Here is a 22801-nt window from a genome sequence, read left to right as displayed (position 1 = left end):
TTAAAAAATTAGTTATTAGGTTTTTGTTATACTCATCACAATTTTTGTAGGAATATTTTTTAATTGTGATGATGAGTTTTTTTTATGATGTTAGTGGGGGCTTTATTTTTTTGAGTAAAAAAGTAGTTTATGGTGGCGGTGATGGTTGCTTTCTAGGTATCATATTTAGGTAAAGATCACATAAAGGTTGAAGGTAAAATCGCTTCAACCTTTTCTTTTTTAAAAAAAGTAAACGTTTGCGTTGGCTATATTGATTATTTATAGCCAATAAGAACGGATTAAAATCAGAAAATTATAGGAAGACATCATGTCTGCTGACAGTACACCTAATACCCAAAGTTCATCAACTCGCGGTTTAGATCGTTATTTTCAAATATCTGAGCGTGGCAGTAGTGTTAAACAAGAGATTATTGCTGGGTTAACAACTTTTTTAGCCATGGTATATTCAGTCATTGTTGTACCAAGCATGTTAGGTGCCGCTGGTTTTAATCAAAGTGCAGTATTTATCGCAACTTGTTTAGTTGCTGCATTTGGTTCATTACTGATGGGCTTATGGGCTCGATTACCAATGGCTATTGGCTGTGCTATATCACTCACGGCATTTACGGCTTTTAGTTTAGTGCTTGGGCAAGGGGTCAGTATTCCTGTTGCTCTTGGTGCTGTATTTTTAATGGGGGTCTTATTTACTCTGATCACCGTGACCGGCATTCGTGGTTGGATCATGAGAAACATGCCAACAGGGATCGCACATGGTACGGGTATCGGTATTGGATTGTTCTTATTATTGATTGCAGCCAATGGTGTTGGTTTAGTGATTAAAAATCCACAAGCGGGTTTACCGGTCGCTTTTGGTCATTTTATGTCATTACCCGTGATTATGTCATTAGTAGGATTAGCGGCAATTCTAGGACTTGAAAAACGTCGTGTGCCTGGTGGTATTCTCTTGGTGATTGTTGCTATTTCAGTGTTTGGTCTGATATTTGATCCTAATGTGAAATACCATGGCTTCTTTGCGCTGCCGACATTTGGTGGTGAAGGTTCTTTAATTGGTTCTATGGATATTATGGGCGCGCTTAATCCAGTGATCTTGCCGACAGTGCTTGCGTTAGTGATGACGGCTATTTTTGATGCGACAGGTACGATTCGTGCAGTCGCAGGTCAGGCTAATTTATTGACAGAACGCGGTAATATTATTAGTGGCGGTAAAGCATTAACTGCCGATTCCGTTAGTAGTATTTTTGCAGGCTTTGTCGGTGGTTCACCTGCCGCTGTTTATATTGAATCTGCGGCGGGTACTGCGGCTGGCGGTAAAACAGGTTTAACAGCAACAACGGTTGGGTTGTTGTTTGTGGTGATGTTATTTTTAGCGCCATTAAGTTATTTGGTTCCTGCTTACGCAACGGCTCCTGCATTAATGTATGTTGGTTTATTGATGTTAAGTAATGTTAGCAAGCTAGACATGAACGATTCTGTTGATGCGTTATCTGGGTTGTTATGTGCTGTTTTTATTGTGCTAACGGGCAATATTGTTACGGGCATTATGCTTGGCTTTGTGAGTTTAGTGATTGGACGCGTGGTATCAGGTGATTTTAAACGTTTAAACATCGGCACGGTAATTATCGCAATCGCATTAGTTGCGTTTTACGCGGGTGGTTGGGCTATTTAACCGAATACTAATTGCTAGTTAGTTATTATTAACCCGCGTATTAAACGCGGGTTTTTTTATGTTTAATATAATAGGTATCATTTGTTAATCCATCATCGGAATGGTTGTTAAGTGCTCTTTTTTATCAGTTTTGATAAGTTGTATTGATCAAAAATGGAAACTTGCTTTACGCGATTTACATTTTGTCTCTGTTGAATAATTAATGAATAAATTATCGAAATATAGATACAGTGATAAAACAGCATTATTCAATGCTATTTAAATGATTATTTATATTTAAAATCAATCATTTACGATTAGTTATTTATGGTGTGATTTAATCACGAATATAAAATATTATGAGAATTTTCGCTTTTTTAGGACAGTGATTTTTAATTCATTCTATTTGTGTATCTAACGTTGCAATTTACATGGGATGACAATTAATTTAATGCTGGTAGATTCTAAAAGAAGACGAGGTACCTTAGGGTTTTGTCATTATTTTATTATTTATTAGACGTTGAGATTAATCATGAAAGTTATTATTGAAATTTTAGAATCAGGCAAATACCGCGATCAAGCTTGGGAAGGTACTTTTTTATCAGTTAAAGGTGAGTTACGTGCTGTAACACCGTCTTATGCAGCTCAATTGATTGGTCAAGCAAAAGCAGCACTTTATCTTGATGACAACGGGGAAATGAAGTTTGCATAATTACCTATATGGTAGCAATAATTAGAAATGGCGTTTCTATTAGCTAAAATAGAAACGCCATTTTTGTTTTAAGCAATAAATATGAATATCAATAGCATTTACAATGTAAATTTATTATTAATCAAGTGGTTATTTGAAATTTATCGTATCAAAATATGGGTTTGCTATTATTGCTGTCATAGACAAAAGATCATCTAATACGACTAATTGTTGCTGATGATTAATAACTAATACAATACACTCTTCACGGTTTTGATTATAAAACGTATCGTGTGCAATACCGATAAGATGGCTACCGTCATTCAACGTTAGATCAATGTTCAAATGATGCATACACGCTATTTCGATATAATCATGTTGGTGACAACTTAACATATTGTTATCCTTATATAATGCATGATGATATAGAGTAATGACATCAAAAAGTCAGTGTAATAGATTTAAAATATTATGGATAAAAGTTAGCAGCATCTCAAAAAAATTCATTAGACCTGCAATAGATAAATACATTTGATATCTAATCTGAAAGTAATGCTATAAACAATAGCCAAAGAGGCATCTAAAAAGATCCCTCTTTGTTATATCATTTTATGGTATTTATTTTAAATGCGTAAAAATCAATTGCCCAATTTTTGCTATCGTCGTATTAAGATCAGCCATTGGTTTTCCTGTTTGAGCTAAATAAATACTGATCATGATGGGCTGTTTACCTTGTTGCCATACTGCCGCTGTAATTCCTCGTGAGCCATAGTTACTATCGTAACCTGAACGATCGGCAATATACCAACCCGCGGGTAAGGCGGCGCGTAATAATGGATCAGAGACTTTATTGTCCATCATCCATTGTTTTAATTGTATCCGTGCTGTTTCAGATAGCGTATGACCATAGAGTAAATTGTATAAGGTTGAATTCATGGCGATAGGGGTGGTGGTATCACGCAGTTCAGCCTTACTGACATTATTCACTTCAGGTTCAATACGATCAAGACGGGTCGTTTTATCATCAAGCGTACCGATAAATTGAGTGACACTTTGAGGACCACCAATATTATTAAGCACCAGATTAGCAGCCGTGTTATCACTGGTTAGCATGGTTGCATTACAGAGTTGAGCCAAGGTCATGCTTGTACCAACACGATCGGCAGTTACTGGCGCATAGCTTAAAATATCACTTTGGTTGATCATGATTGGCTGGTTTAAGTCAACACGCTTAGTATCTGCTTGATGTAATAAGTCAGCACAGGCTAAGGTTTTAAAAGTACTCATCATTGGAACACGTTGTTCGCCATGGTAACTCCAGCTTGTATTAGTATTGGCGTTATAGACCGCTACCGCGACAGTGCCTCCAAGGTGTTGCTCAATGTTGGTCAGCTCGGGGGTAATTTGGCTAATTTGTGCTGATGCTAAATGACTAACAGAGAGTAACAAGGTACTGACGAAAATACGTAGCTTCATAGAGAGAGCCTTTGCGTAAATAATTAATTGCTAAATTTTACGGATATTATCGCTAATGTCTTCGTTAAATTGTTAAATATTGTAAATAGACTTATTGTGATAGTGATATTTAAATAAAATAATGCGATTAATAGATATTAATAGTTCAAGTTATATCATTAGTAATAGTTCAATTATGCACAATTAATACACCAATCAATAACTTTCGCTTAATAAATAGCTAGTTAGAATTTTTTTGTGTTTTTTTTCTTTACAGCGGAAGGGCTGCGCTATATCATACGCGGCATTGGAGAGATGGCTGAGCGGTTGAAAGCACTGGTCTTGAAAACCAGCATACGTTTATAGCGTATCTAGGGTTCAAATCCCTATCTCTCCGCCAAATTTAATTGTTGAGTTTCGACTTAGCAATAAAACAGAAATTAGTGTGCCGACTTAGCTCAGTAGGTAGAGCAACTGACTTGTAATCAGTAGGTCACCAGTTCGACTCCGGTAGTCGGCACCATTAAATTTCGGTGGGATTCCCGAGTGGCCAAAGGGAGCAGATTGTAAATCTGCCGGCATCGCCTTCGAAGGTTCGAATCCTTCTCCCACCACCATAATTTGTAAAGATACATCGCAGGTATCGTATAATGGCTATTACTCCAGCCTTCCAAGCTTGAGATGCGGGTTCGATTCCCGCTACCTGCTCCAGATAATTCCCTCTTAGTTCAGTTGGTAGAACGCCGGACTGTTAATCCGTATGTCACTGGTTCAAGTCCAGTAGAGGGAGCCAAATAGAGAAGCCCGCAAGCAATTGCGGGCTTTTTTACGTCTAGATAAAAGTGAGTCAGGTTCCTGATTCCAAACAATTCCCTCTTAGTTCAGTTGGTGCTTCTTTATTGGGAAGATTAGCGGACTGTTAATCCGTGTATCACGGGTTCAAGTCCAGTAGAGGGAGTCAAATAGAAAAGCCCGCAAGCAATTGCGGGCTTTTTTACGTCTGGAGAAAAGTGAGTCAGGTTCCTGATTCCAAACAATTCCCTCTTAGTTCAGTTGGTTTCTTTTTATTAGAAGCGTGGCGGACTGTTAATCCGTGTATCACGGGTTCAAGTCCAGTAGAGGGAGCCAAATAGAGAAGCCCGCAAGCAATTGCGGGCTTTTTTACGTTTGAAATTCAGTAATGCTAAACATAGGACAGCCATATCTTTACTTTAAAAACTAAACACACTGTGAGTAGATTTCTTATCGCTATCACAAGTATTTTCTATTTATTTGGAATGGCAGTATCTAAGCAAAAAATTATGGGTGTCCAGTCTTTCGTCTTTATCACTGAAGAAAGCCTAGCGAATCAAGTTAAAGCGGAAGATGAGCAAGAAGTCGTGGATGAAATAACAGAGCTACTGGGAGAAGGTGGTGATGTGGTTGTCTTTGAACATAAAATCGAACGACAAAGTTGTATTGATTGAAACGTTGGTTAAGTGTCACATTAAGCGTAATTATTACACTTAAACATGTTTGTCATACCTAATATGATGATCTATTTATTTAATACTCTAACTCTTTAGTTGATTTCGTCAACGTTGTAACTGAACCAAAAAAATGCCAGTGGGATCCCACTGGCATGTTAGAGGTTATACGATCAACCAATCAGCGGTTATAGCTGTTCTGTTTTCATCACACTGCTTATCCCGTTAGATAGGCTGAAACTTAATGTTCCGAGTGTTAAATCATATCCGCTGAGATCTACACTGCCGCCTGTAGCATTAATGCTCAGTGCTTGGCGTGAACCGTCTGCTTTGATGTGAACTACTGTTAACCACGGATACTTAACGTGGTTCCAGATGACTTCGTTACCTGATAGTTCCACGGTGTTAGTACGTGGAGACTGGTCTATTGCTTTTGTTTTTTGCTCTTTCAAGCCCTTTATTTCTATCGTTACTTCATGCTCGCCTTCAAACATTTTAATGGCATTGATGTGTGCCGAAGCCGGAATTTGTAAGCTGAAGGTCTTCTTATCGCTATGATCGATCTCATTGAAATGTACGGGATACATCACTGCGCCATCGGTCGTATTGATCAAAATAGTGAATGTGGAGTTACTTGTGCCATTGTCTTCATACATAGCGTTATCAGACATAATTACGGGGTCAAGCCACACTTTACCATCAACGATTTCACCAGAAATCATCAGTGTTGGTTCTGTCGTTTGAAGCAGGTTTGTTGTGGTGTTAGAGAACCACGATTTTGCATTGATGTGGCTAGCCACTTTGCTGTAGTTGTACTGGGTAAAGCGATCACCGGTACAGTAATTCATGACATCTGAATCGGAATGGATTGATGGATCCTTTGGTGATATCACATTGTTGTTAGTACGATCAAACAAGGGCGATGGGCTGTGTTTTCCTAGGTTTACACCTTCCCATGCGTCTGAGTTCCAGAATGCTTCAGATGAAGTTTTACCACAGCCTGGAGCATGGTTAAGACCAAAGTTGTGTCCTAACTCATGCACGAATACTGAACGTAAGTAGGGTGGACAAGATGCATCACGACCGACAGCAGACGTTCCACCGACAAAGGCTAAGCCGACGGTACCATAGCATCCGCCCGGAACAAGGCCATAGAAGTAGGAGAGGCCATCAGTTTCCAGTTTGCGGATTTTCTCCACGATATCTAAGGATTGGTTCAATACTGAAGGGGTTTCTACTGATTCACGTACCGAGATGTTGACGGTCGATAATGGATAGGCTTGTTTGATCGTATCACTAAATGCATCAATGTCTGGTGCTAGTGCTTCACTGCGATCGTTATAACCAGGAACTAGCTTCAGGTTTAACGTGGAGTGAATATTGACTTTCGGCATGGTTGTCATCGACAGACCAGTATCGGTACTGATGTTCATTACCATATTGTTGTCAATGAAAGTTCGGGCGGTTTGTTCATCAATGATGCTATAACATGTTTCTGCACGATCATAGCTTGGAGCATCAAACGGACCGACTTTGGCTTCTGTAGGACACGTCATTGCAGTGGTCATTGTTTGACCGTTTGCAGAAAGTGTCATATTAACCGCTGGCATGGTTGTGTCAGAAGCATCCTGAGCGTACAAGTAGGCACGTACCATAGTTTTGGCTTTTGGTGCGATAATTTGGTGTTCAGATCGAGGAGATAGCAGCGTTGACTGACCAATCTCGACGTTTTGCAACACAACAGATTGTTGATGTGCATTGACACGAACAGTATAAGTAATCGGTGTAGCGACGTCATAGTATTCAGGATTAGCCTGTACTGTGATGATACTTTCGCCCTCGGCCTGTGGGATGAGTTTGCCGTTTTTACTAATAGTCACTACCTTTTCATTCGAAGAGGTCATGATGTATGAAGACGTAATAATTTCTTTACCATCAGCCACACGATGTAATAGCGGCATCGACAGATAGAAGTCAGTTTGTGTCGGGTGCAAGGTGATCTGTTGTGGAACAAGTGACGTTAAGGTGGCAGGCGTTAAACAGTCAAGGACAGCAACAACATTCTGGCCTTGTGTCCGTTTATAGTTGTGTGAGTCTGATTGACAGATCTGACCGTTTGTTGGTTGGCGATTAATCTGCACCCAATACTTACCGCCATCGTTTTGGCTAAAGTAAATCCCTCGGCCGTAATCATAAATACCTTTTTTTGAATAAGATTTGTTTTCGCTGAATATTTGGTTGCTGGTGTATTGGCTACGAATGTTCACACCGACAGAATTGGTATTCGGATCGATATTTTTAACATTGATGGCTAGTTTATCCATCGCTGAGGTATGTACATCAGCCGTTTGGCTTGGCACAGAACAACCGGTGTCATTACAGGCGGCAACGGCGTACTGGTATTGGGTATTTTGTGTTACACCAGTGGCTGCTGTGTCGACAAAGCTGACATCCGTCAGATCATCGGCAATGATTTCCCCATTACGGAATACTTGATAATGTGTTGCGCCAGAAGTGATATTCCAGTTAACGATATTGGTACGTGTACCGTTATTAATCAGTGATGGAGGAGGGGGTGTATTAGGGATAACCTCTGGCGTCGGTAGCGTTTCAACTGCTAATGTTGCACTTTTTTCTTCTGCACAACCATATTGGTTACAAGCTTCAATTTGGTAGCTATAACGGGTTTCTGAGGACAGGCTAATATCCTTGAAAGTTAAGCTTTTGGTAGCAGAACTTTGAGCAATCATCATACCATCGAGGTAGATTTTATAGAGATCTGCTTTTTCTACCTTATCCCATGTCAGAGTGGCGGTATCAGGCGTTGCCTCGAGAAGAGAAAGGGAGGCAGGAGAATGTGACGGTAGCAGGTTGCTATTCCATGCACAGGATGCTGTTTCAATTATCACGCGAGTATCAGCATCTAATTGAGTGGCCGCTGGCATATATTCAATTAAACAACCATTACCATAGTCGTAATTACCGAATTGGGTGTTAACAATCACAACACCTAAGTCATTCCATGTTAGTTCCCATTCTGGTGGAATAAAGTCAAAAACATTACGGAAGCTAGATTCGTCGGTAAATGAACTCGGGAAATCAAACAACAAATAGTTATCACTATTTAAGCGGTAGCGCGTATTGTTAATTTCAATATAACGTTGTTTATCTTCACCAACAATTATGTTGTTACTATTTTCAGCCAGCGATTTAATATCGTTGAGCTTGTTTTGAATTTTCTGGTAAATATTTTGTGATGTTTGTTCAAAATAGGGGGTGCTGGTATTAGCGTGTGCTTGACCTGTCATGGCTAGTGCAGACATGACTAGCACTGATAATATTTTTATTTTCATGTGATTATACTTTCTTGAAAGTTAAATTATGCTTTTGCAATATGTTAAGTGTTCAAGTTAATGTATACAGGTTAAACTTATGATAACTACAATATTTAATGATAGTTGTGTGGGTTTAATGAATTTGCACTAATATCGCGCATTATCATCAGTGTTCGTGAGAATCTTCCTGAAACAGTAATTTCCCCTAAAAAAGCATCACAAATAAGCCTTAATATAACGTTACTATTTTGTTAACCACACTGCCCGAACCTAAATTATCACTTTGGGTGATTTTCGTAAGCTAATCACAAAAAAACAGGGTTATTCATCAGTTTATAAATTTGGTAGTCATTACAGATGTTATGTGAAATTGGTGGGAATGTTCGTTGATATGGCATGATATTGGTGAAGTTTGTTATAACGGAATAGTTGAGTAATCACTGTGAGTTAGTCGTTCAGTTAACTCGTATCTGGACCGAATTTAGTTAGAATTTATACTTTAACTAAGTGGATGTGGATTAGTTAAAGTATAACAAAATGGCTAACTTAACTACTACACACATTAAGCTACAACAACTATTAGTTAAAAATACTTTAATTACCTGCAATTAAATGTCTGTAATTCTAATAAGTACAGAACAATCATTATAATTATAGGTATTCTCGCTAAAATATTTGTTTCCTTTATCTTGATTCATGGAAAGCGTGCTAGGGGAAAGGCTCCCAGAAAGAGTCAGTGACGAGAATTATAGGCTTTCTTAGGTATGGTATGTGTCGGGTCGAACAATACCATACCAGCAGAAGTCGGCAGATTAAATGAGAAAAGAAGTGATCTTGAGCGAAGACTCAATTTTTGCAACATTCCCATTATAGTTACCCATTAACTATGTCACTTCAGTATCGATAAAGCTTTTAAGTATACTCATTAACTTAATTTCTTCTGCTTCTAAATCATTAGATGATATATCAACAAAAACTTCATAAACTCTAATTTCAAAAACACCACCAACTCCTCCCAACTCTACAACCCTTGTACCAGAATCATTTGTAGGCATGATTAAAACTGCAACTTTAGCTTCATAACTTAAAGCATGAGAAATAACTTGGTATCTATCACTGTCTTTTGATTTGAATTTATATTTTGCATCAGCAATTATTGTTGTTTTATTATTAACTTTTATGATTATATCAGGTTTAGCATCACCCCTTCCTCGCCCTGGAGGTTTAAAAAATTTCTTTTTTCCTTCATCATTTCCATCTAATATGATGTAATTATCACCAAGTAGCGCCTTTCTATTTTTAATCGAGTTTAGTAGAAACTTTTCAAAAACACTTTCCATATTAATTATAAAACTACTTATATTTAACATAGTTCCATGGTTATCAAAGTCAATACCAGAACCAGTAAGCAACAGCCTACAGATTTCACATATATTGATATAATAATGTCTAAGCTCAGGGATTTTATTCCCCTTTATCAATTCAAAAGCATCTTTTAAAAAATCATCAGATGGATTTATTTCAAAATTAGAAAATCCTTGATGAAAATAAATAAGCTTAGTTTGAATCGACGGGGTAAGAAATTCTTGATGAAGCAAGGTTAAACAATATTCAATGGTGTATTTTATTAACTTATTTAATGGAGTTTCTGGTGATAATTCATAATATTTAACAGAAGCTTTATTGAAATGACCATGAGACCATAATTTTTTAATCGAATCTGCAATATTCAATTTACCTTTGATGAAAGAGGAATACTCAGTTTTGGCTAAATATTCTCGAAAAACCCCTTCTGAATAAAGTTTCTCCAATTCGATGATAAAGCTATCAAGTAGGAATTCACTAACTACTTTTGAAGCATCCGGTTGTTCATTATAGTACTTAGAAAAATAACTTATTGATTTGAATTTCCCTTGTGAAATAGATACAATTCTTGCCAAATTATTAATAGAAAACTTTGGTCTTATATCAATTGCTAAATCGGCAGTAATGGGTATTAAACCAATATAACCTTTCGCAACAAGAGATAATTTATTTTTTTTAGGCTTGTAGTCAATACTGAAGTAGTTTTTCACCTGAGGTAGTATATTTAAGTTACCTCCTTCTTGAATAATGTCTGATATATCAATATCTATTTCTGTTCGTTCTTGGCCTACCTCAATCCTCACTGAAGTTTATCCTTTCCTTGTTCTGATAGTATTTCAAGGTATAAATCCCTTACTTCTTTATAAGCATTTTCTTTAAACCTAAACATTTCCTCTAATTGAAATCTAAGCTTATGATTCCAAAGTAAAATAAAATCTTCCTCTTCTTTCATGTTCTTAAAGTATGTATGACCAAAACCATGGTCAGACAAGCTATTCAACCTGTTAAAAAAAGTGATGACTTTTCCAACTATTTCTTTTTTAATACCATTATTGCTCAAAAAATAAGTTAATGTGTTTACATTAGGGGGCAGCTCAATTACATCAAAACGTCTTTCCATTGCAGCATCTAAATCAACTACTGATTTATCGTATGGATTCATTGTAGCAAATAGAATGATATTATGAGGAACAGAAAATTCTTTTTCAGAATAGGGGAGAATAAACTTTAAATCTCTATAATCAGCTTCAATATAAGTTAATAGTTCTCCAAAAATTTTACTCGGATCGCCTCTGGTAAATTCGTCAATTATTAAAAAGTAAGCGTTATCTTTATCTTCTTTAGCTACATTACACAAATTAACAAAGGTTTTATCTTTTGCTTTGAATAGCGGTTCACTTCCCGAAATAGATCCAGTAGATACCATCCCTTCAATAAAGTCTTCATATGAATATGAAGGGTGAAATTGAACCCTATCTAATCTATTTATATTTCCATCAATAAGTTTCAAGGCAATCTTTAGGGCATACCAAGTTTTCCCTGTTCCTGGCGGTCCACTAAAAAGTATTCCTTTAGATCCACGCTCTAATAGTTTTTTAACAATTAAAAGAATCTCATCATCATCACTCAAGTCGTTTTTCATTACATGGGGGTTAGCTTCACTTGAATCGATATAATTATCTTCTGTTGGAACTTCTATATTTTTAACCAATAAACTAGTTAGTATTGACTGTTCAGTTTCAAATAAAGGTTCAGATAAAGAGCCGATGATACTTGAGAGTTCGACTAAATTAGGAGTTAGATAATCAGCCACTTCTTGCGTATATTTGTGAATTAACTTTTGTTTAATTAATTCAAGTATTTCAGCAGGTTCAGAAATACTGATTTCAATATTGAAATTAGTATTCCTGAGTATCCATATTGACAACGGTGTTTTAATTGTAATCAAAGAGTAATCAGTTGTAAGTTTAGAACATGCATCTCCTAAGATACTAATATTTTCTTGATTTAGCTTCAGTAAACTAGAGGGTCTGCCAGGATAATTAATTTCCTGTGCACGACTATTCGCAAGTCTTGTAGTAAAGAAATTACTACCAACACCAAAATCTTTATGTTTGCCAATATCTGTAAAAAAATCTTTCGTGTAATTTTTTTCAGAATCTATGCAAATAACCTCTGCAACGGCATCAACGAATTCTTTTCTTAATTCTCTATTATCAACACATAAATCTAATGATAATAAGTTATGCTTTTTCAGTAGTTCGCTAGTTGCGAGTAAATAACGAATTCCGCTTACTTTTTCCATTCTCGATTTGCCAGCAGTATCGTCAATGTCAACTAACTGACCATACGCTTTTACAACTAACTCACGACTTAAATACACTAGACTTCCCTTAAACTAAGTTCACCGATATTTTTTGATTATCAATAGGTTGGTTTACATTTAATTCTGTACTTTCAACTTTATACCTTTTCAGTTCACAAATCGCTGTATTATTTAAATAATGCTTTAATTGTTCACCAATTTTTTTAGCTATTAATGGTGGTACAGCATTTCCGATTTGTTGATATTTACATTTTATATTTCGGCCATAAAAAATAAAGTTATCGGGGAATGTTTGAAAACGAGCTATTTCCCTAACTGAATATATACGTCCTTTCGTCGGGTGCCATACACCAGCATTTTCAGGTTTAAATGCAGCAGTGATAGTTCCTTGAATTTCATGCTTTGCATATTTTCTAAAGAAATTTGGATAGTGATACTTAACCATGTCGTCGCGAATTTTTTTCCATCTTTCAGGTAATATATCATAATCTAAACTTTTCCAAGATCCTCCTTCTGGAATTAAAGAACCATAATGCAAGGCTTGTGGGTTTAACTTCATCAATTCATTCTGATTCGGTTGTGTAGACCTTAAGCCTTTTAAGGTGGTTTCAATTGACAAGTCTTTACCTTCTACAACTTCAGGAAATAAATGTGCAGCATAGTTAGCATTTTTTGTCGCTATTAGTACGACACGAATTCTTTTTTGAGGAACTCCAAAATGACTCAAGTTCAATAGTCGATATGTAACATGATAACCATGATCATCTTTTAATCTTCTTACTAATTCATCTATTAACTTCCCGTTTGGGATTTTAGTACTCAGAAGCCCTCTTACATTTTCAATAACGACAACTTTTGGATTTAATTTTTCGATAAATTTAAATGTATATTCATATAATTGCCCTCGAGGATCATCCGTTCCCTTTCTTGAGCCTGCATTTGAAAATGGCTGGCAAGGAAATCCAGAAACTAAGACATCTACATCTTCAATATTTGGAATATCGAGTTTTGAAATATCGCCTCTATGTATATTTCCTATATTAGCTTCATATGTATCGCAAGCATCAGGATCTACGTCATTGGCCCATAAAATATTATAACCTGCCTGCTTAAAGCCTAGATCCATTCCACCACAGCCAGAGAACATGCTTACAACATTAAATTCTTTCTTTGTATTTACAGTCATATTAACCTTTCTAAAACCCTTACCGAACACTGTTTAAATATACAGTTAAACTTGATTGTTAACAACACTGTCAATTATTTCAAGTAACTCTTTTTGTGTCTTCTTTTTACTTTTATCAACAAACTCTTTCATAAATTGTCTAAGAATATGAGATGCAGAGAGATCTAATTCTTTGCAACTCTTTAGGAAATTATCATGTAATTCTGGATCTATTCTTATTCTTAATGCAGCTGACTTCATTTGTACATCCAATGGAGCAACAATGTATGCCCAAATTGTACGTTAATTAAGAACATAAGAGAATAAGTTATTCAGTATTATTAAGTCGATATGTTTAACAATGGATGCTTGGCCAGTGACGAAGATAAACACTTTACTAATCATATTAAATTTCTTTAATTTATGAGGACACTAACAGATTCTTTACATTATATAATGTGATTAATACACACAGTGTTTTAGCTAGTACACCTATATTAAGTAATAATCGTAATTAATACAGTAACAAAACTCGTTGCTGATGTTTGTGCTACTGATGGCATTAACGCAAACCACATCACAAAGACTAGTGCGACCAATATCATTAAGAGATAACGTTTAAATTTTTATTTTCCATTTTAGTTATTAGTTTTTTATTTCTTTGGATTCATTTAACTTTATTTAAATAGATAAGTTTTCTTTAATCTTGAAGGTGTTCAATTTAAGTATACCCCAACGAAACCAGTTCACCTTCCTTCCGAACCTGCATTGGAATGTTTAAGAAACCACTTATAATCAACCAATTTAAGAAACCAACTTAAATTACACCTGCTTGATGCGATAAGTGTCTGTGAAGCAAACCACCAATACTCTAATGCTGTAGCGTGAGTATTGGCGGTTATGGTGAGTTAAGAGTATTGAATAACCGCCATAATTAAGACGACAACCATACTGCTTAACATTGGGACACTGGTACGTTTGATGACATCAATAGGTGTTAAACCTGCCATGCCTGAAACGGTAATAATAACCCCAGCAACGGGTGACATTGTTCTACCGATGCCAGCTGCAAATAAAATAGGCAGTAATGGAAGTAGAGGATTAACATCAAAGTTAGTTGCAATTTGAGGCACGATAGGAATAAAAGCCATTACAGGCGCATTGCCTGAACCTGTAATAAATGCGGTTAATAAAATAAAACCAGAAAAGACAATGACAATGCCGCTTGGACCAAGATCAAATGATTTTGCGGTATCGATTAAGGTGTTAATAGCGCCGATATTGGTTAAACCCGCTGAGAAATATTCAGCAGCGATCATTAATGTTAATACGCTCGCAAATATCATTCCGGTACCTTTTAGCCATGCTTCAAAATTATCAAAGGCACGCTGAATTGAACGAAATCTTATTGCTTCTATTATGATACAGATGCTGATTGTCGACATCATTGCAATTGGAATTGTCATCGTAATAGACTTCATTACCATGCTTGAAAATCCAAATAAAAAGATAAAAGGCAAGATGGGAAGTAATGCGTAAAACTTAGGGACAGTATCATTATCGTCATGTTGCTTTTCTAGCGTTTCTAAATACTTACCTCTATCTTCTGATGGGTTATAGCCATCAATACGGTCACAATGACGTTGCCATACAATGTTAACCAAAGGAATTAAAATAAGTAGCATTGCTTGAAATATGGTTTGATGATTTACCACAAAATCCATAATTTCAACATTGATCGCATTGGCACCAATAACCGCATTAATCTGCCCTGGGCCATATTCCCATGCTGTTGGAATAACGATGGTAGCAACGGCTGTTTTCGCACTAATACCCGCATTACGTAATACTGGGTAAAGTGTGCCCATTAAGAGTAATGATAACGATGTTGCGCCAGTAATAAACACGTACATTAGTGATACAAATATTAAAACGAGTATCAACAATACATAAGGATTTTTTACCGCCATAACCGGGCGAGATGTGGCTTTCACCAACGCCTGAGATGCGCCAATGTGATTTAAATAGGTTGAAACACCAGCAATAGAGACAAGTGTTAAACCGACACTGCCTAAACGGGTATTGGTGATTTCCGTAAAACGTTGCCATAGGTCAAAAAATAGTGCGCCTTGCGTCTTCCCATCGGCAAGTACAGGCGCAATACCTGATATGGATGCGTAAGCCAGCAACAATAAGCCTGCGGTAATTAATGTTGCTTGGGGATTGAATTTTTTTAACATTGAGTAGGCGACAAGCCCAACTATACATAGTGTAAAAATATATTCCATGTTGTTCTCATTGATAAAGACAGATGGAATAATTATTTATTAATTGAAGTAAAAAAACGCTGATGATTATCTTATAAATAAATAACAAAAATTACTTTAATAATAAGTTAGATCTTAATCTCATTGTTATACTCTATATGTTGGTTAATTGTTTTTTCTATGATTGTTAGTGGTTGTTGTTATGTTAATAATTTAAGCAAAATAATATACCGTGGATGTCAATTTATTATGTTATATCTATTTTTGAGAATTATATTGATGATGAAATCGAGATAATTCAAAACGTATCTATATTATTTATAGAATATGTGATTACACGACAGTAATAAAAAGAGACACGTTACCTTTGTCGCCATAGTGTTGATACACATAGCAGGAATATGTCGTCTTTTTTATGGTGTTTTTCTTTTAGCGCATCACAAATAATTCTTCGTGGTAACTTTTTTCAATATTAAAATGGCATGTAGCGAGCGCTTTTGTTAGTGTTTTTGAAAAGATTTCTGGCCCGCAAAAGTAAAAATCATAATCGTTTACGTTACCGCATTGAGTTGCGATGTAGTCGATATTTAATCGCGGTGAATGGAGGGTGTCTATGACGTTTAACCTTACGTCGGCTTGCTGTGTAAGAGAGTACAATTCGTCAGCTAAGTGATTATCAATACCTCGATTACAATAAAATAAATCTATTTGAGGATGATTGGTTTTTCCTTTGAGTGTTTCTAAGATAGCGAAAAAAGCAGCGATGCCAACACCACCCGCAATCCAGATTTGTGGCTTGTTAAGGTCAAAATTAACACGACCATAAGGGCCTTCTACTGTTACTGCATCACCTATTTTTACCCGTTCGTACAATCCCGTGGTGAAGTCTCCCAAGGCTTTAATTAAAAACCGTATTTCAGGGTCGGTAGTGCCTGAAACAATGGTAAATGGATGTGGATCTTCATTACCAAATTGTAAATATGCAAACTGTCCTGCTGTATGTCCTTGCCAAGCACTATTGGGTTTTAATATTAATTCCATTGTTTCAGCTTGTGGAAAATAACGCGTCGAGACAACAACAGCAGCGTGGCGGTTACTGCGTCCGACAAAACCCAATAAACTATACATTGCCGCAATAGAGCCAATAAAAGCAAAGCCTAATGTGAGGTAATAAATAGGCTCTCCCCAATAAGTATGCTTGAGTAGTAATACTGAGTGAACAACGATAAGTAAGTAGGCAACTGACATTAGGCGGTGTGATAATTTAAAGGGTTTATATTTTACCGTGGCCCATAGCGAGATCATCAGTAAGGCCAATAGTAAATAAAATCCCCACTCCCCAAGGTTTTCAGCAAAGCCATGCAAATTATTGACCCATGCATTCCAACTAAACTCAGTTGCAACTGGTTTTGAATGATGCTGACGAGCCGGTCTTGTTAAGATGCCAGACATAACTAGCCATTTAGGAATTTGGTACCATAGCCAATGTGAGATACCGAGTGCGATGCTACTGATACCTAGCCATTTGTGTATGCGATAAGCTTTATCCATGCCACTAAGCCAGTTCTCAATTACAGATAAGCGCATGGCTAATATCATGGTGATGGACATTAATATCAGAGATAAAATACCAGAGTATTGAATTATTGCTGAGCGCCACTCAAAGAGGTTGTTTGACGTGAAGAATTGCGGCTCCACTGCAAACCAAAGCGTTGATATTGTGGCAATCATTACCCAAATAACATTGCGAGTAGTTTTCATTATTTTATGCTCATATAAACGATAGCTTTATGTTAACTTTTGGGATGTAAAGCGACGTCAATATACGTATATCTATGCAAAGTTTGATTGTTGGTATTTTGCTTATTAAAAAGAAGCCATCATGACTTCTTTTTAATATAACGATGGTTATTAAAACCATGCATCACACGCTTATATAAAAATCTTTATTTAAAATGATGTTAGCTGTCTTTTTTACGTCGCTCAATTTCATCTTGAAAACGTGTGATTGTAAAATCAATGAATGCACGTAATCGTCGAGGCATTAAGTCTCGTTCTGGATAAATAAAACTGATGGGAATAGGAACTTGTGAGGCATAAAGGCTGGGTAAAATATGGACCAATTTTCCTTCAGTAATAAGATTACGGCACAAAAACTCTGGAATATAGGTGATCCCAAAACCATCTAAACAGAGATCTAACGCGGCGCTTAATGTATTGACCTTAAAACGATAAGGTAGTCCTTCTAATACATTTTTATTACCCGTACGAACACTACTGATCATTTTAATTTGTTGATGAGGCGCTTTTAGATCGGCCAAACTTTGGGGTAAGCCGTACTGTTCTATGTATTGAGGGCTTGCTACTAATACTCGTGTTGAATGATGGAACGTTCTGACGATCAGCGATGAATCTTCAATTTCTCCCACTTGTATCATAACGTCAAAGCCTTCTTTGATAAGGTCAACTTTACGGTTTGATAATTCAAGATGTATTTTTAAGTTAGGATGTAAAGCCATAAATGCTTTTATACAAGCGCCAAAAAAGCCTTTTCCTACCTCTACGGGCATGACCATTTTTAAGGTACCGCAAACTAAGTCGTGACTTGCGGTAACTTCAAGTTCAGATTGTTTTAAGACGTCTAGAATCTGTGAACAAGAACGGTAAAAAGCATCACCCTCTGCCGTTAGCACTAATTGGCGTGTTGAGCGTGTTAATAATCTAATTCCTAAATAGCGTTCTAATTCTGCAATTTTCCGGCTTACTGTTGATTTGGTTAGTTCTAATTCAGCAGCCGCTAGCGTAAAACTTTGGCGTTCAACTACGCGCGCGAATATTGCGATGGTGTTTAAATCAAAGCCAATTTTATTGTTTTTTGTCTGCAACAGTCTTTTCCTTTGTGATGTATATAACAACAATCGATTCCACTTTATACTTTATACCATAAAGTAATTTAGGACAGAAAATGAAAGCATTTTATATCACTCGCACCGCATCTTCTTTGGCGGTTGTGTTGCTATTATCGGCATGTAGTATGATTCCGCCCTCTGAACCACAACACCATTCGCTACTTACCGCCCAACAAGTTCATTTATATCAGCGTGATCTTAGTGATATAAAAACAGATTGGTGGACCCAATTTAAGGATCCGCAATTAAATCAATTAATCACATTAGGGCTAACGAATAACTTAACCTTACAGCAAGCTCAACAGCGTATTGAATTAGCCACTCAACAGGTTGCTTTGGCTCAAGCGGGTGATAAGCCAACCTTAAACCTCAATGTGAGTGGTGGGGCAATGGGGGCTAATTTACACTCTTTATCCCCTAATCATGCGGAATTTTCAGCGTTAGGAATGTTGCTGCCTTCTTTTTCGTACCAATTTGATTTTTGGGGTAAAAATAAGGCAATCATTGCTGCTGCGACCAATCAAAAATTATCATTAGAAGCACAAGCAGTACAAGCTAAATTATTGTTATCAGCGGCGATTACCAGTAGCTATTTTAGCTTACAGAATAATTACCGCTTAGCGCAGAATATTCAGTTGTTAGTGCGTGAAACGAATAAGCAAAGAGCCGTTATTGAAGACCAAATTCATCGTGGTTTAGCAAGCAAAGCGGAATTATTTCAACAGCAAGGCGATCTTGATAAGTTATCAGCGCAGCTTTCAATGACTATCACTCAACAGCAATTAGCCAAAAACCAATTAGCGTTATATTTAGCTAAAACGCCAGAGCAACTGGGAACGCTATTAACGCCAAATGCACATCCAATAAATCAATTGAATACCATGACGACGATTCCAATGAATTTATTGGGTCGTCGCGCGGATATTATTGCGAATAAATGGTTGGTTGAAGCGAATCAACAAGGAATAAAACAAGCTAAAGCGGCTTATTATCCTGATATGAATTTAATGGTCATGGGCGTTTTTCAAAAATTATCTTCGATGAACCCAGCGGATCTCTTTTTAAGTGGCGCAACCATTGCCACGACTTTACCGCTTTATGATGGCGGCGTTCGTGATGCCAATTATGCGTCGGCCAATATTCATTATGACCAAGCGGTAACTATTTATAACCAATCTGTTCTTACAGCAGTAAAACAAGCTTCTGATGCGATTGTTAATTTACAAGAAGCATTACAACAACAAGCGCTTACTGTGGCATCAACCACACAATATCAGCAAGCTTATATGATTTTTAAGCACCGTTATCAGCGTGGATTAGCCAGCTTTTCGGAAATGAATAATGCACAAATAAAATGGCACCAACAGGTTATTCAAACCACGAATGCTGATAACGCCACGCTGCAAAATCAATTACAACTTATTGTTGCCCTCGGTGGCGGTTATCACGCTCAACAATAAACTACCGCCACTTAGCACAATAAATAAGATGAGATCCAATATGACAAAGCAACCTCTTAATTCTACTTCTAAAAAAAAGCGCAATATTATTCTCGGTGTTTTTATCGTCATCGTTATGGCTGTGGCTGTGACTATTTATTTACTCATGCCAACCACTTCACAAAGTACAGATGATGCGTATGTTGCAGGCCAGCGAATAATGATCACCGCCCAAGAGGCTGGCACGGTTAATGCCATCAATGTTGATGATACTCAACAAGTTGAGCAAGGTGCACAGCTCGTTATCTTGAATCGTAATCCATTGTTATTAAAGCAACAACAAGCGGAAGCTAACCTTAAAAATACGGTTCGTGATGTACAAAGTAATTATTTAAAAATAGCACAGTTAAAAGCCCAAATTGCAGCAGAAAAAGTCATGTTAGCCCAAGCGAAGCAAGATTATAAGCGTCGAATTGGGGGTGATAAAGATGGCTCAGTATTAGCTGAAGTATTATCGCATGCAAAAAATGCGGTCATGATTAAAGAGCAAAACTTAATTGCGTTAAATAAACAATTACAAGCGCTACAAACATTATTGCCGCAAGAACATATTTTAGATAATCCTCAAGTTCAAATGGCGATTGCGCAATTACGTCATGTTTATCTTGATCAACAAAATGCCACTATCTATGCGCCTAAAGGCGGTATGGTTATTAATCGTAGTGTGCAAGTGGGTCAACAAATTCAAGCAGGTCAAGCACTAATGACTATCGTGCCATTAGATAATGTTTGGGTTGAAGCTAACTTTAAAGAAACGCAGTTACATAATATGCAAACCGGACAACCTGTTACCATTCAATCTGATTTATATGGTGATAAGTATACCTACACAGGTGTTGTTGCGGGCATTGGTGCGGGTACGGGTAGTGCGTTTTCAGCGATACCTGCTCAAAATGCGACGGGTAACTGGATTAAAATTATTCAACGTGTACCTGTCCGTATTTATATTGATTCACAACAAATTAAACAACATCCATTACGTGTCGGTATGTCGATGGCTGTCACAGTTGATACCAAAGCGACAGTTAAGCAGCCGTTTGATTATACTGTGTTTACCGCCAATGAAAGTGCACAGAAGACTACTAATAAACGCTTAGCCGTTGTTGATAAAAAGGTAGAGATATTCGTTAACCGCCTTATTAAGGCGTAGGTGATGTAATGAATGAATCTGTACCATTAAAAGGCATTAAACTGCTGTTGATTACCTTCGCGACATCAATGGCAACTTTCATGATGATTTTAGATACATCGATTGCCAATGTCGCGATTCCAACCATCGCGGGTAATCTTGGTGTATCAACCGATCAAGGTATCTGGGTGATCACCGCCTTTGGTGCTGCAAATGCGATTTCAATGCCGATGACGGGTTTTTTAAGCCGTCGTTTTGGTGAAGTGAAATTATTTATCTTTGCCACTATAGGGTTTGTTATTGCGTCGATGTTATGCGGTATGTCGAGCAGTATTGGCATGTTGATTTTTTTCCGCGTGGTACAAGGTGCTGTTTCTGGATCGATCGCACCATTATCACAAAGTATTTTATTGCGAAATTTTCCCAGAGAAAAGCATGGGTTAGCGATGTCGTTATGGTCAATGACGGTTGTTGTTGCACCCATTATGGGGCCAATTTTAGGTGGTGTGCTAACTGATAATTACTCGTGGTCATGGATATTTTTCATTAATGCGCCCATCGGAATTATTGCCAGTACATTAGTGTTCTTTTTATTGAAAGGTAAAGAAACAAAAACCCAACGTGAAAGCGTCGATTATATGGGAATTGGGCTATTAGTGGTGGCGGCGGGTAGCCTACAAATGATGCTTGATTTGGGTAAAGATCATGACTGGTTTCAATCTAATTTAATTTTAGGATTAACGCTGGTCGCTGTTCTCTCTTGGGGCTGTATGATCATTTGGGAATGGTATCATGATAACCCAATCGTTAATTTTCGTTTCTTTACCCAACGTAATTTCACGATTGCAGTAATTGTGATGAGTTTAGGGTATATGGTTTACTTTGGCTCTACCGTATTATTGCCGTTGTGGTTACAAGCGGTGATGGGATATACCGCATCATGGTCAGGCTATGCGACAGCACCCGTCGGTATTTTAGCGGTTGTGAGTGCGCCTATTATTGGTAAATTAGTTCAAAAAACAGATATTCGTTATATTTTAACTTATGCCTTTTTGATCTTTGCTGTGGTTGGATTTTGGCGGAGTACTTATAATTTAGCGGCTTCGTTTGATTATATTATGATGCCACAATTAATTCAGGGGGCGGCAACGTTGGCCTTTTTTGTGCCACTCCAAAATTTAATTGTAAATAGTGTTAAATTAGATCAAATAGCGAATGCGGTCGCGTTATCAACATTCTTCCGGACTTTATTTGGTAGTTTTTCATCATCAATTGTTACTACAATGTGGGATCAACGAATGGAATTTCACCATTCACGCATTGCAGAAGGATTTACGCTTGCTAATCACCAAGTCAGTCAGTTTATCCATTCAATGGGTAATAACCTTGATGCGGTGAATAATGTGATTACTCGACAATCCTATATGATGTCAACGGTCGATTTATTTTGGTTGTCAGGGATCTTATGTTTATTATTGATCCCATTAGTATGGCTAGCAAAACCAGTGCGTCATTAATTATTTAGGGTAGCCGTTATACGAAGATCCTA

Annotated in this window: 16 protein-coding genes and 7 tRNA genes; 13 read left to right on the top strand and 10 right to left on the bottom strand. The window is 37.1% G+C overall.

The window, feature by feature from the left end; all coding sequences use genetic code 11:
• Positions 1-307: 307 nt before the first annotated feature.
• Both GLP24_RS13585 and GLP24_RS13580 read left to right on the top strand, forming a co-directional pair.
• A complete protein-coding gene (locus GLP24_RS13585) occupies positions 308-1666 on the top strand; it encodes an NCS2 family permease (protein ID WP_232616168.1) in 1359 nt (452 codons plus the stop codon).
• A 511-nt stretch (positions 1667-2177) separates the two neighbouring features.
• Positions 2178-2357 (top strand): hypothetical protein, encoded by a 180-nt coding sequence (locus GLP24_RS13580; RefSeq protein ID WP_101770270.1) that lies wholly within the window; start codon positions 2178-2180, stop codon positions 2355-2357.
• Positions 2358-2486: 129 nt separating this feature from the next.
• Here the strand turns inward: GLP24_RS13580 and GLP24_RS13575 are convergent, their stop codons facing one another.
• Both GLP24_RS13575 and bla read right to left on the bottom strand, forming a co-directional pair.
• Positions 2487-2732: a Rho-binding antiterminator gene (locus GLP24_RS13575; RefSeq protein ID WP_101770271.1), complete on the bottom strand. Its 246-nt coding sequence runs from the start codon at positions 2730-2732 to the stop codon at positions 2487-2489.
• A 222-nt stretch (positions 2733-2954) separates the two neighbouring features.
• Positions 2955-3812 carry a class A beta-lactamase gene (gene bla / locus GLP24_RS13570; RefSeq protein WP_101770272.1) on the bottom strand — a complete coding sequence of 286 codons (858 nt, stop codon included), beginning with the start codon at positions 3810-3812 and terminating at the stop codon, positions 2955-2957.
• Positions 3813-4100: 288 nt separating this feature from the next.
• On the opposite strand from bla, the gene GLP24_RS13565 reads away from it, so the two are divergent.
• The 8 genes from GLP24_RS13565 (at position 4101) to GLP24_RS13530 (ending at position 5257) form a co-directional block, all read left to right on the top strand.
• Positions 4101-4191 (top strand) — tRNA-Ser (locus GLP24_RS13565).
• Positions 4192-4238: 47 nt separating this feature from the next.
• A tRNA-Thr gene (locus tag GLP24_RS13560) sits at positions 4239-4314 on the top strand.
• Between the two features lie 9 nt (positions 4315-4323).
• A tRNA-Tyr gene (locus GLP24_RS13555) sits at positions 4324-4408 on the top strand.
• A gap of 19 nt (positions 4409-4427) precedes the next feature.
• Positions 4428-4502: transfer RNA gene (locus tag GLP24_RS13550), tRNA-Gly, on the top strand.
• A gap of 6 nt (positions 4503-4508) precedes the next feature.
• Positions 4509-4584: transfer RNA gene (locus GLP24_RS13545), tRNA-Asn, on the top strand.
• A gap of 77 nt (positions 4585-4661) precedes the next feature.
• Positions 4662-4749: transfer RNA gene (locus tag GLP24_RS13540), tRNA-Asn, on the top strand.
• Positions 4750-4829: 80 nt separating this feature from the next.
• Positions 4830-4919: transfer RNA gene (locus GLP24_RS13535), tRNA-Asn, on the top strand.
• A 101-nt stretch (positions 4920-5020) separates the two neighbouring features.
• A complete protein-coding gene (locus GLP24_RS13530; protein WP_232616176.1) occupies positions 5021-5257 on the top strand; it encodes a hypothetical protein in 237 nt (78 codons plus the stop codon).
• Between the two features lie 188 nt (positions 5258-5445).
• Here GLP24_RS13530 and GLP24_RS13525 read toward each other — a convergent pair whose 3' ends face one another.
• From GLP24_RS13525 to GLP24_RS13490, 8 genes are all read right to left on the bottom strand, one after another.
• Positions 5446-8610, bottom strand: coding sequence for a chitinase N-terminal domain-containing protein (locus GLP24_RS13525; protein WP_232616167.1), 3165 nt, complete (start codon positions 8608-8610; stop codon positions 5446-5448).
• Between the two features lie 866 nt (positions 8611-9476).
• Entirely contained in the window at positions 9477-10760 is a 1284-nt protein-coding gene (locus tag GLP24_RS13520; protein WP_232616166.1) for an McrC family protein, read from the bottom strand.
• Positions 10757-12340 carry an McrB family protein gene (locus GLP24_RS19930; RefSeq protein ID WP_232616165.1) on the bottom strand — a complete coding sequence of 528 codons (1584 nt, stop codon included), beginning with the start codon at positions 12338-12340 and terminating at the stop codon, positions 10757-10759. Before GLP24_RS19930 ends, GLP24_RS13520 begins: the two co-directional genes overlap by 4 nt.
• A gap of 10 nt (positions 12341-12350) precedes the next feature.
• Positions 12351-13469: a DNA cytosine methyltransferase gene (locus GLP24_RS13510; protein WP_232616164.1), complete on the bottom strand. Its 1119-nt coding sequence runs from the start codon at positions 13467-13469 to the stop codon at positions 12351-12353.
• A 45-nt stretch (positions 13470-13514) separates the two neighbouring features.
• Positions 13515-13709: a hypothetical protein gene (locus GLP24_RS13505; protein ID WP_232616163.1), complete on the bottom strand. Its 195-nt coding sequence runs from the start codon at positions 13707-13709 to the stop codon at positions 13515-13517.
• 647 nt (positions 13710-14356) lie between these two features.
• Positions 14357-15736, bottom strand: a complete 1380-nt coding sequence (gene dcuC / locus GLP24_RS13500) for a C4-dicarboxylate transporter DcuC (protein ID WP_107249861.1) — start codon at positions 15734-15736, stop codon at positions 14357-14359.
• 408 nt (positions 15737-16144) lie between these two features.
• Positions 16145-17476, bottom strand: coding sequence for a ferredoxin reductase family protein (locus GLP24_RS13495; protein ID WP_232616162.1), 1332 nt, complete (start codon positions 17474-17476; stop codon positions 16145-16147).
• Between the two features lie 200 nt (positions 17477-17676).
• Positions 17677-18600: a LysR family transcriptional regulator gene (locus GLP24_RS13490; protein ID WP_232578652.1), complete on the bottom strand. Its 924-nt coding sequence runs from the start codon at positions 18598-18600 to the stop codon at positions 17677-17679.
• 80 nt (positions 18601-18680) lie between these two features.
• Here GLP24_RS13490 and GLP24_RS13485 point away from each other — a divergent pair, with 80 nt between their 5' ends.
• From GLP24_RS13485 to GLP24_RS13475, 3 genes are read left to right on the top strand one after another with little or no spacing between them, the layout of a single operon-like run.
• Entirely contained in the window at positions 18681-20084 is a 1404-nt protein-coding gene (locus GLP24_RS13485; protein WP_232574772.1) for an efflux transporter outer membrane subunit, read from the top strand.
• A 40-nt stretch (positions 20085-20124) separates the two neighbouring features.
• On the top strand, positions 20125-21273 hold the full coding sequence (locus GLP24_RS13480) for an HlyD family efflux transporter periplasmic adaptor subunit (RefSeq protein WP_232577033.1): 1149 nt from the start codon (positions 20125-20127) through the stop codon (positions 21271-21273).
• 8 nt (positions 21274-21281) lie between these two features.
• A complete protein-coding gene (locus GLP24_RS13475) occupies positions 21282-22769 on the top strand; it encodes a DHA2 family efflux MFS transporter permease subunit (protein WP_232616161.1) in 1488 nt (495 codons plus the stop codon).
• Positions 22770-22801 lie beyond the last annotated feature (32 nt).

It is taken from the genome of Photobacterium carnosum, from assembly GCF_021236965.1.
Classification (GTDB): Bacteria; Pseudomonadota; Gammaproteobacteria; order Enterobacterales; family Vibrionaceae; genus Photobacterium; species Photobacterium carnosum.
The sequence above is the reverse complement of the archived record's forward strand: the minus strand, read 5'-3'. Positions and strand labels throughout refer to the sequence as shown.

Coding starts and splice junctions, on each gene's coding strand:
- GLP24_RS13525 (WP_232616167.1), bottom strand. CDS start 8,610: ATGAAAATAAAAATATTATCAGTGCTAGTCATGTCTGCACTAGCCATG.
- GLP24_RS13475 (WP_232616161.1), top strand. CDS start 21,282: ATGAATGAATCTGTACCATTAAAAGGCATTAAACTGCTGTTGATTACC.
- GLP24_RS13580 (WP_101770270.1), top strand. CDS start 2,178: ATGAAAGTTATTATTGAAATTTTAGAATCAGGCAAATACCGCGATCAA.
- bla (WP_101770272.1), bottom strand. CDS start 3,812: ATGAAGCTACGTATTTTCGTCAGTACCTTGTTACTCTCTGTTAGTCAT.
- GLP24_RS13575 (WP_101770271.1), bottom strand. CDS start 2,732: ATGTTAAGTTGTCACCAACATGATTATATCGAAATAGCGTGTATGCAT.
- GLP24_RS13505 (WP_232616163.1), bottom strand. CDS start 13,709: ATGAAGTCAGCTGCATTAAGAATAAGAATAGATCCAGAATTACATGAT.
- GLP24_RS13495 (WP_232616162.1), bottom strand. CDS start 17,476: ATGAAAACTACTCGCAATGTTATTTGGGTAATGATTGCCACAATATCA.
- GLP24_RS13585 (WP_232616168.1), top strand. CDS start 308: ATGTCTGCTGACAGTACACCTAATACCCAAAGTTCATCAACTCGCGGT.
- dcuC (WP_107249861.1), bottom strand. CDS start 15,736: ATGGAATATATTTTTACACTATGTATAGTTGGGCTTGTCGCCTACTCA.
- GLP24_RS13480 (WP_232577033.1), top strand. CDS start 20,125: ATGACAAAGCAACCTCTTAATTCTACTTCTAAAAAAAAGCGCAATATT.
- GLP24_RS13510 (WP_232616164.1), bottom strand. CDS start 13,469: ATGACTGTAAATACAAAGAAAGAATTTAATGTTGTAAGCATGTTCTCT.
- GLP24_RS13485 (WP_232574772.1), top strand. CDS start 18,681: ATGAAAGCATTTTATATCACTCGCACCGCATCTTCTTTGGCGGTTGTG.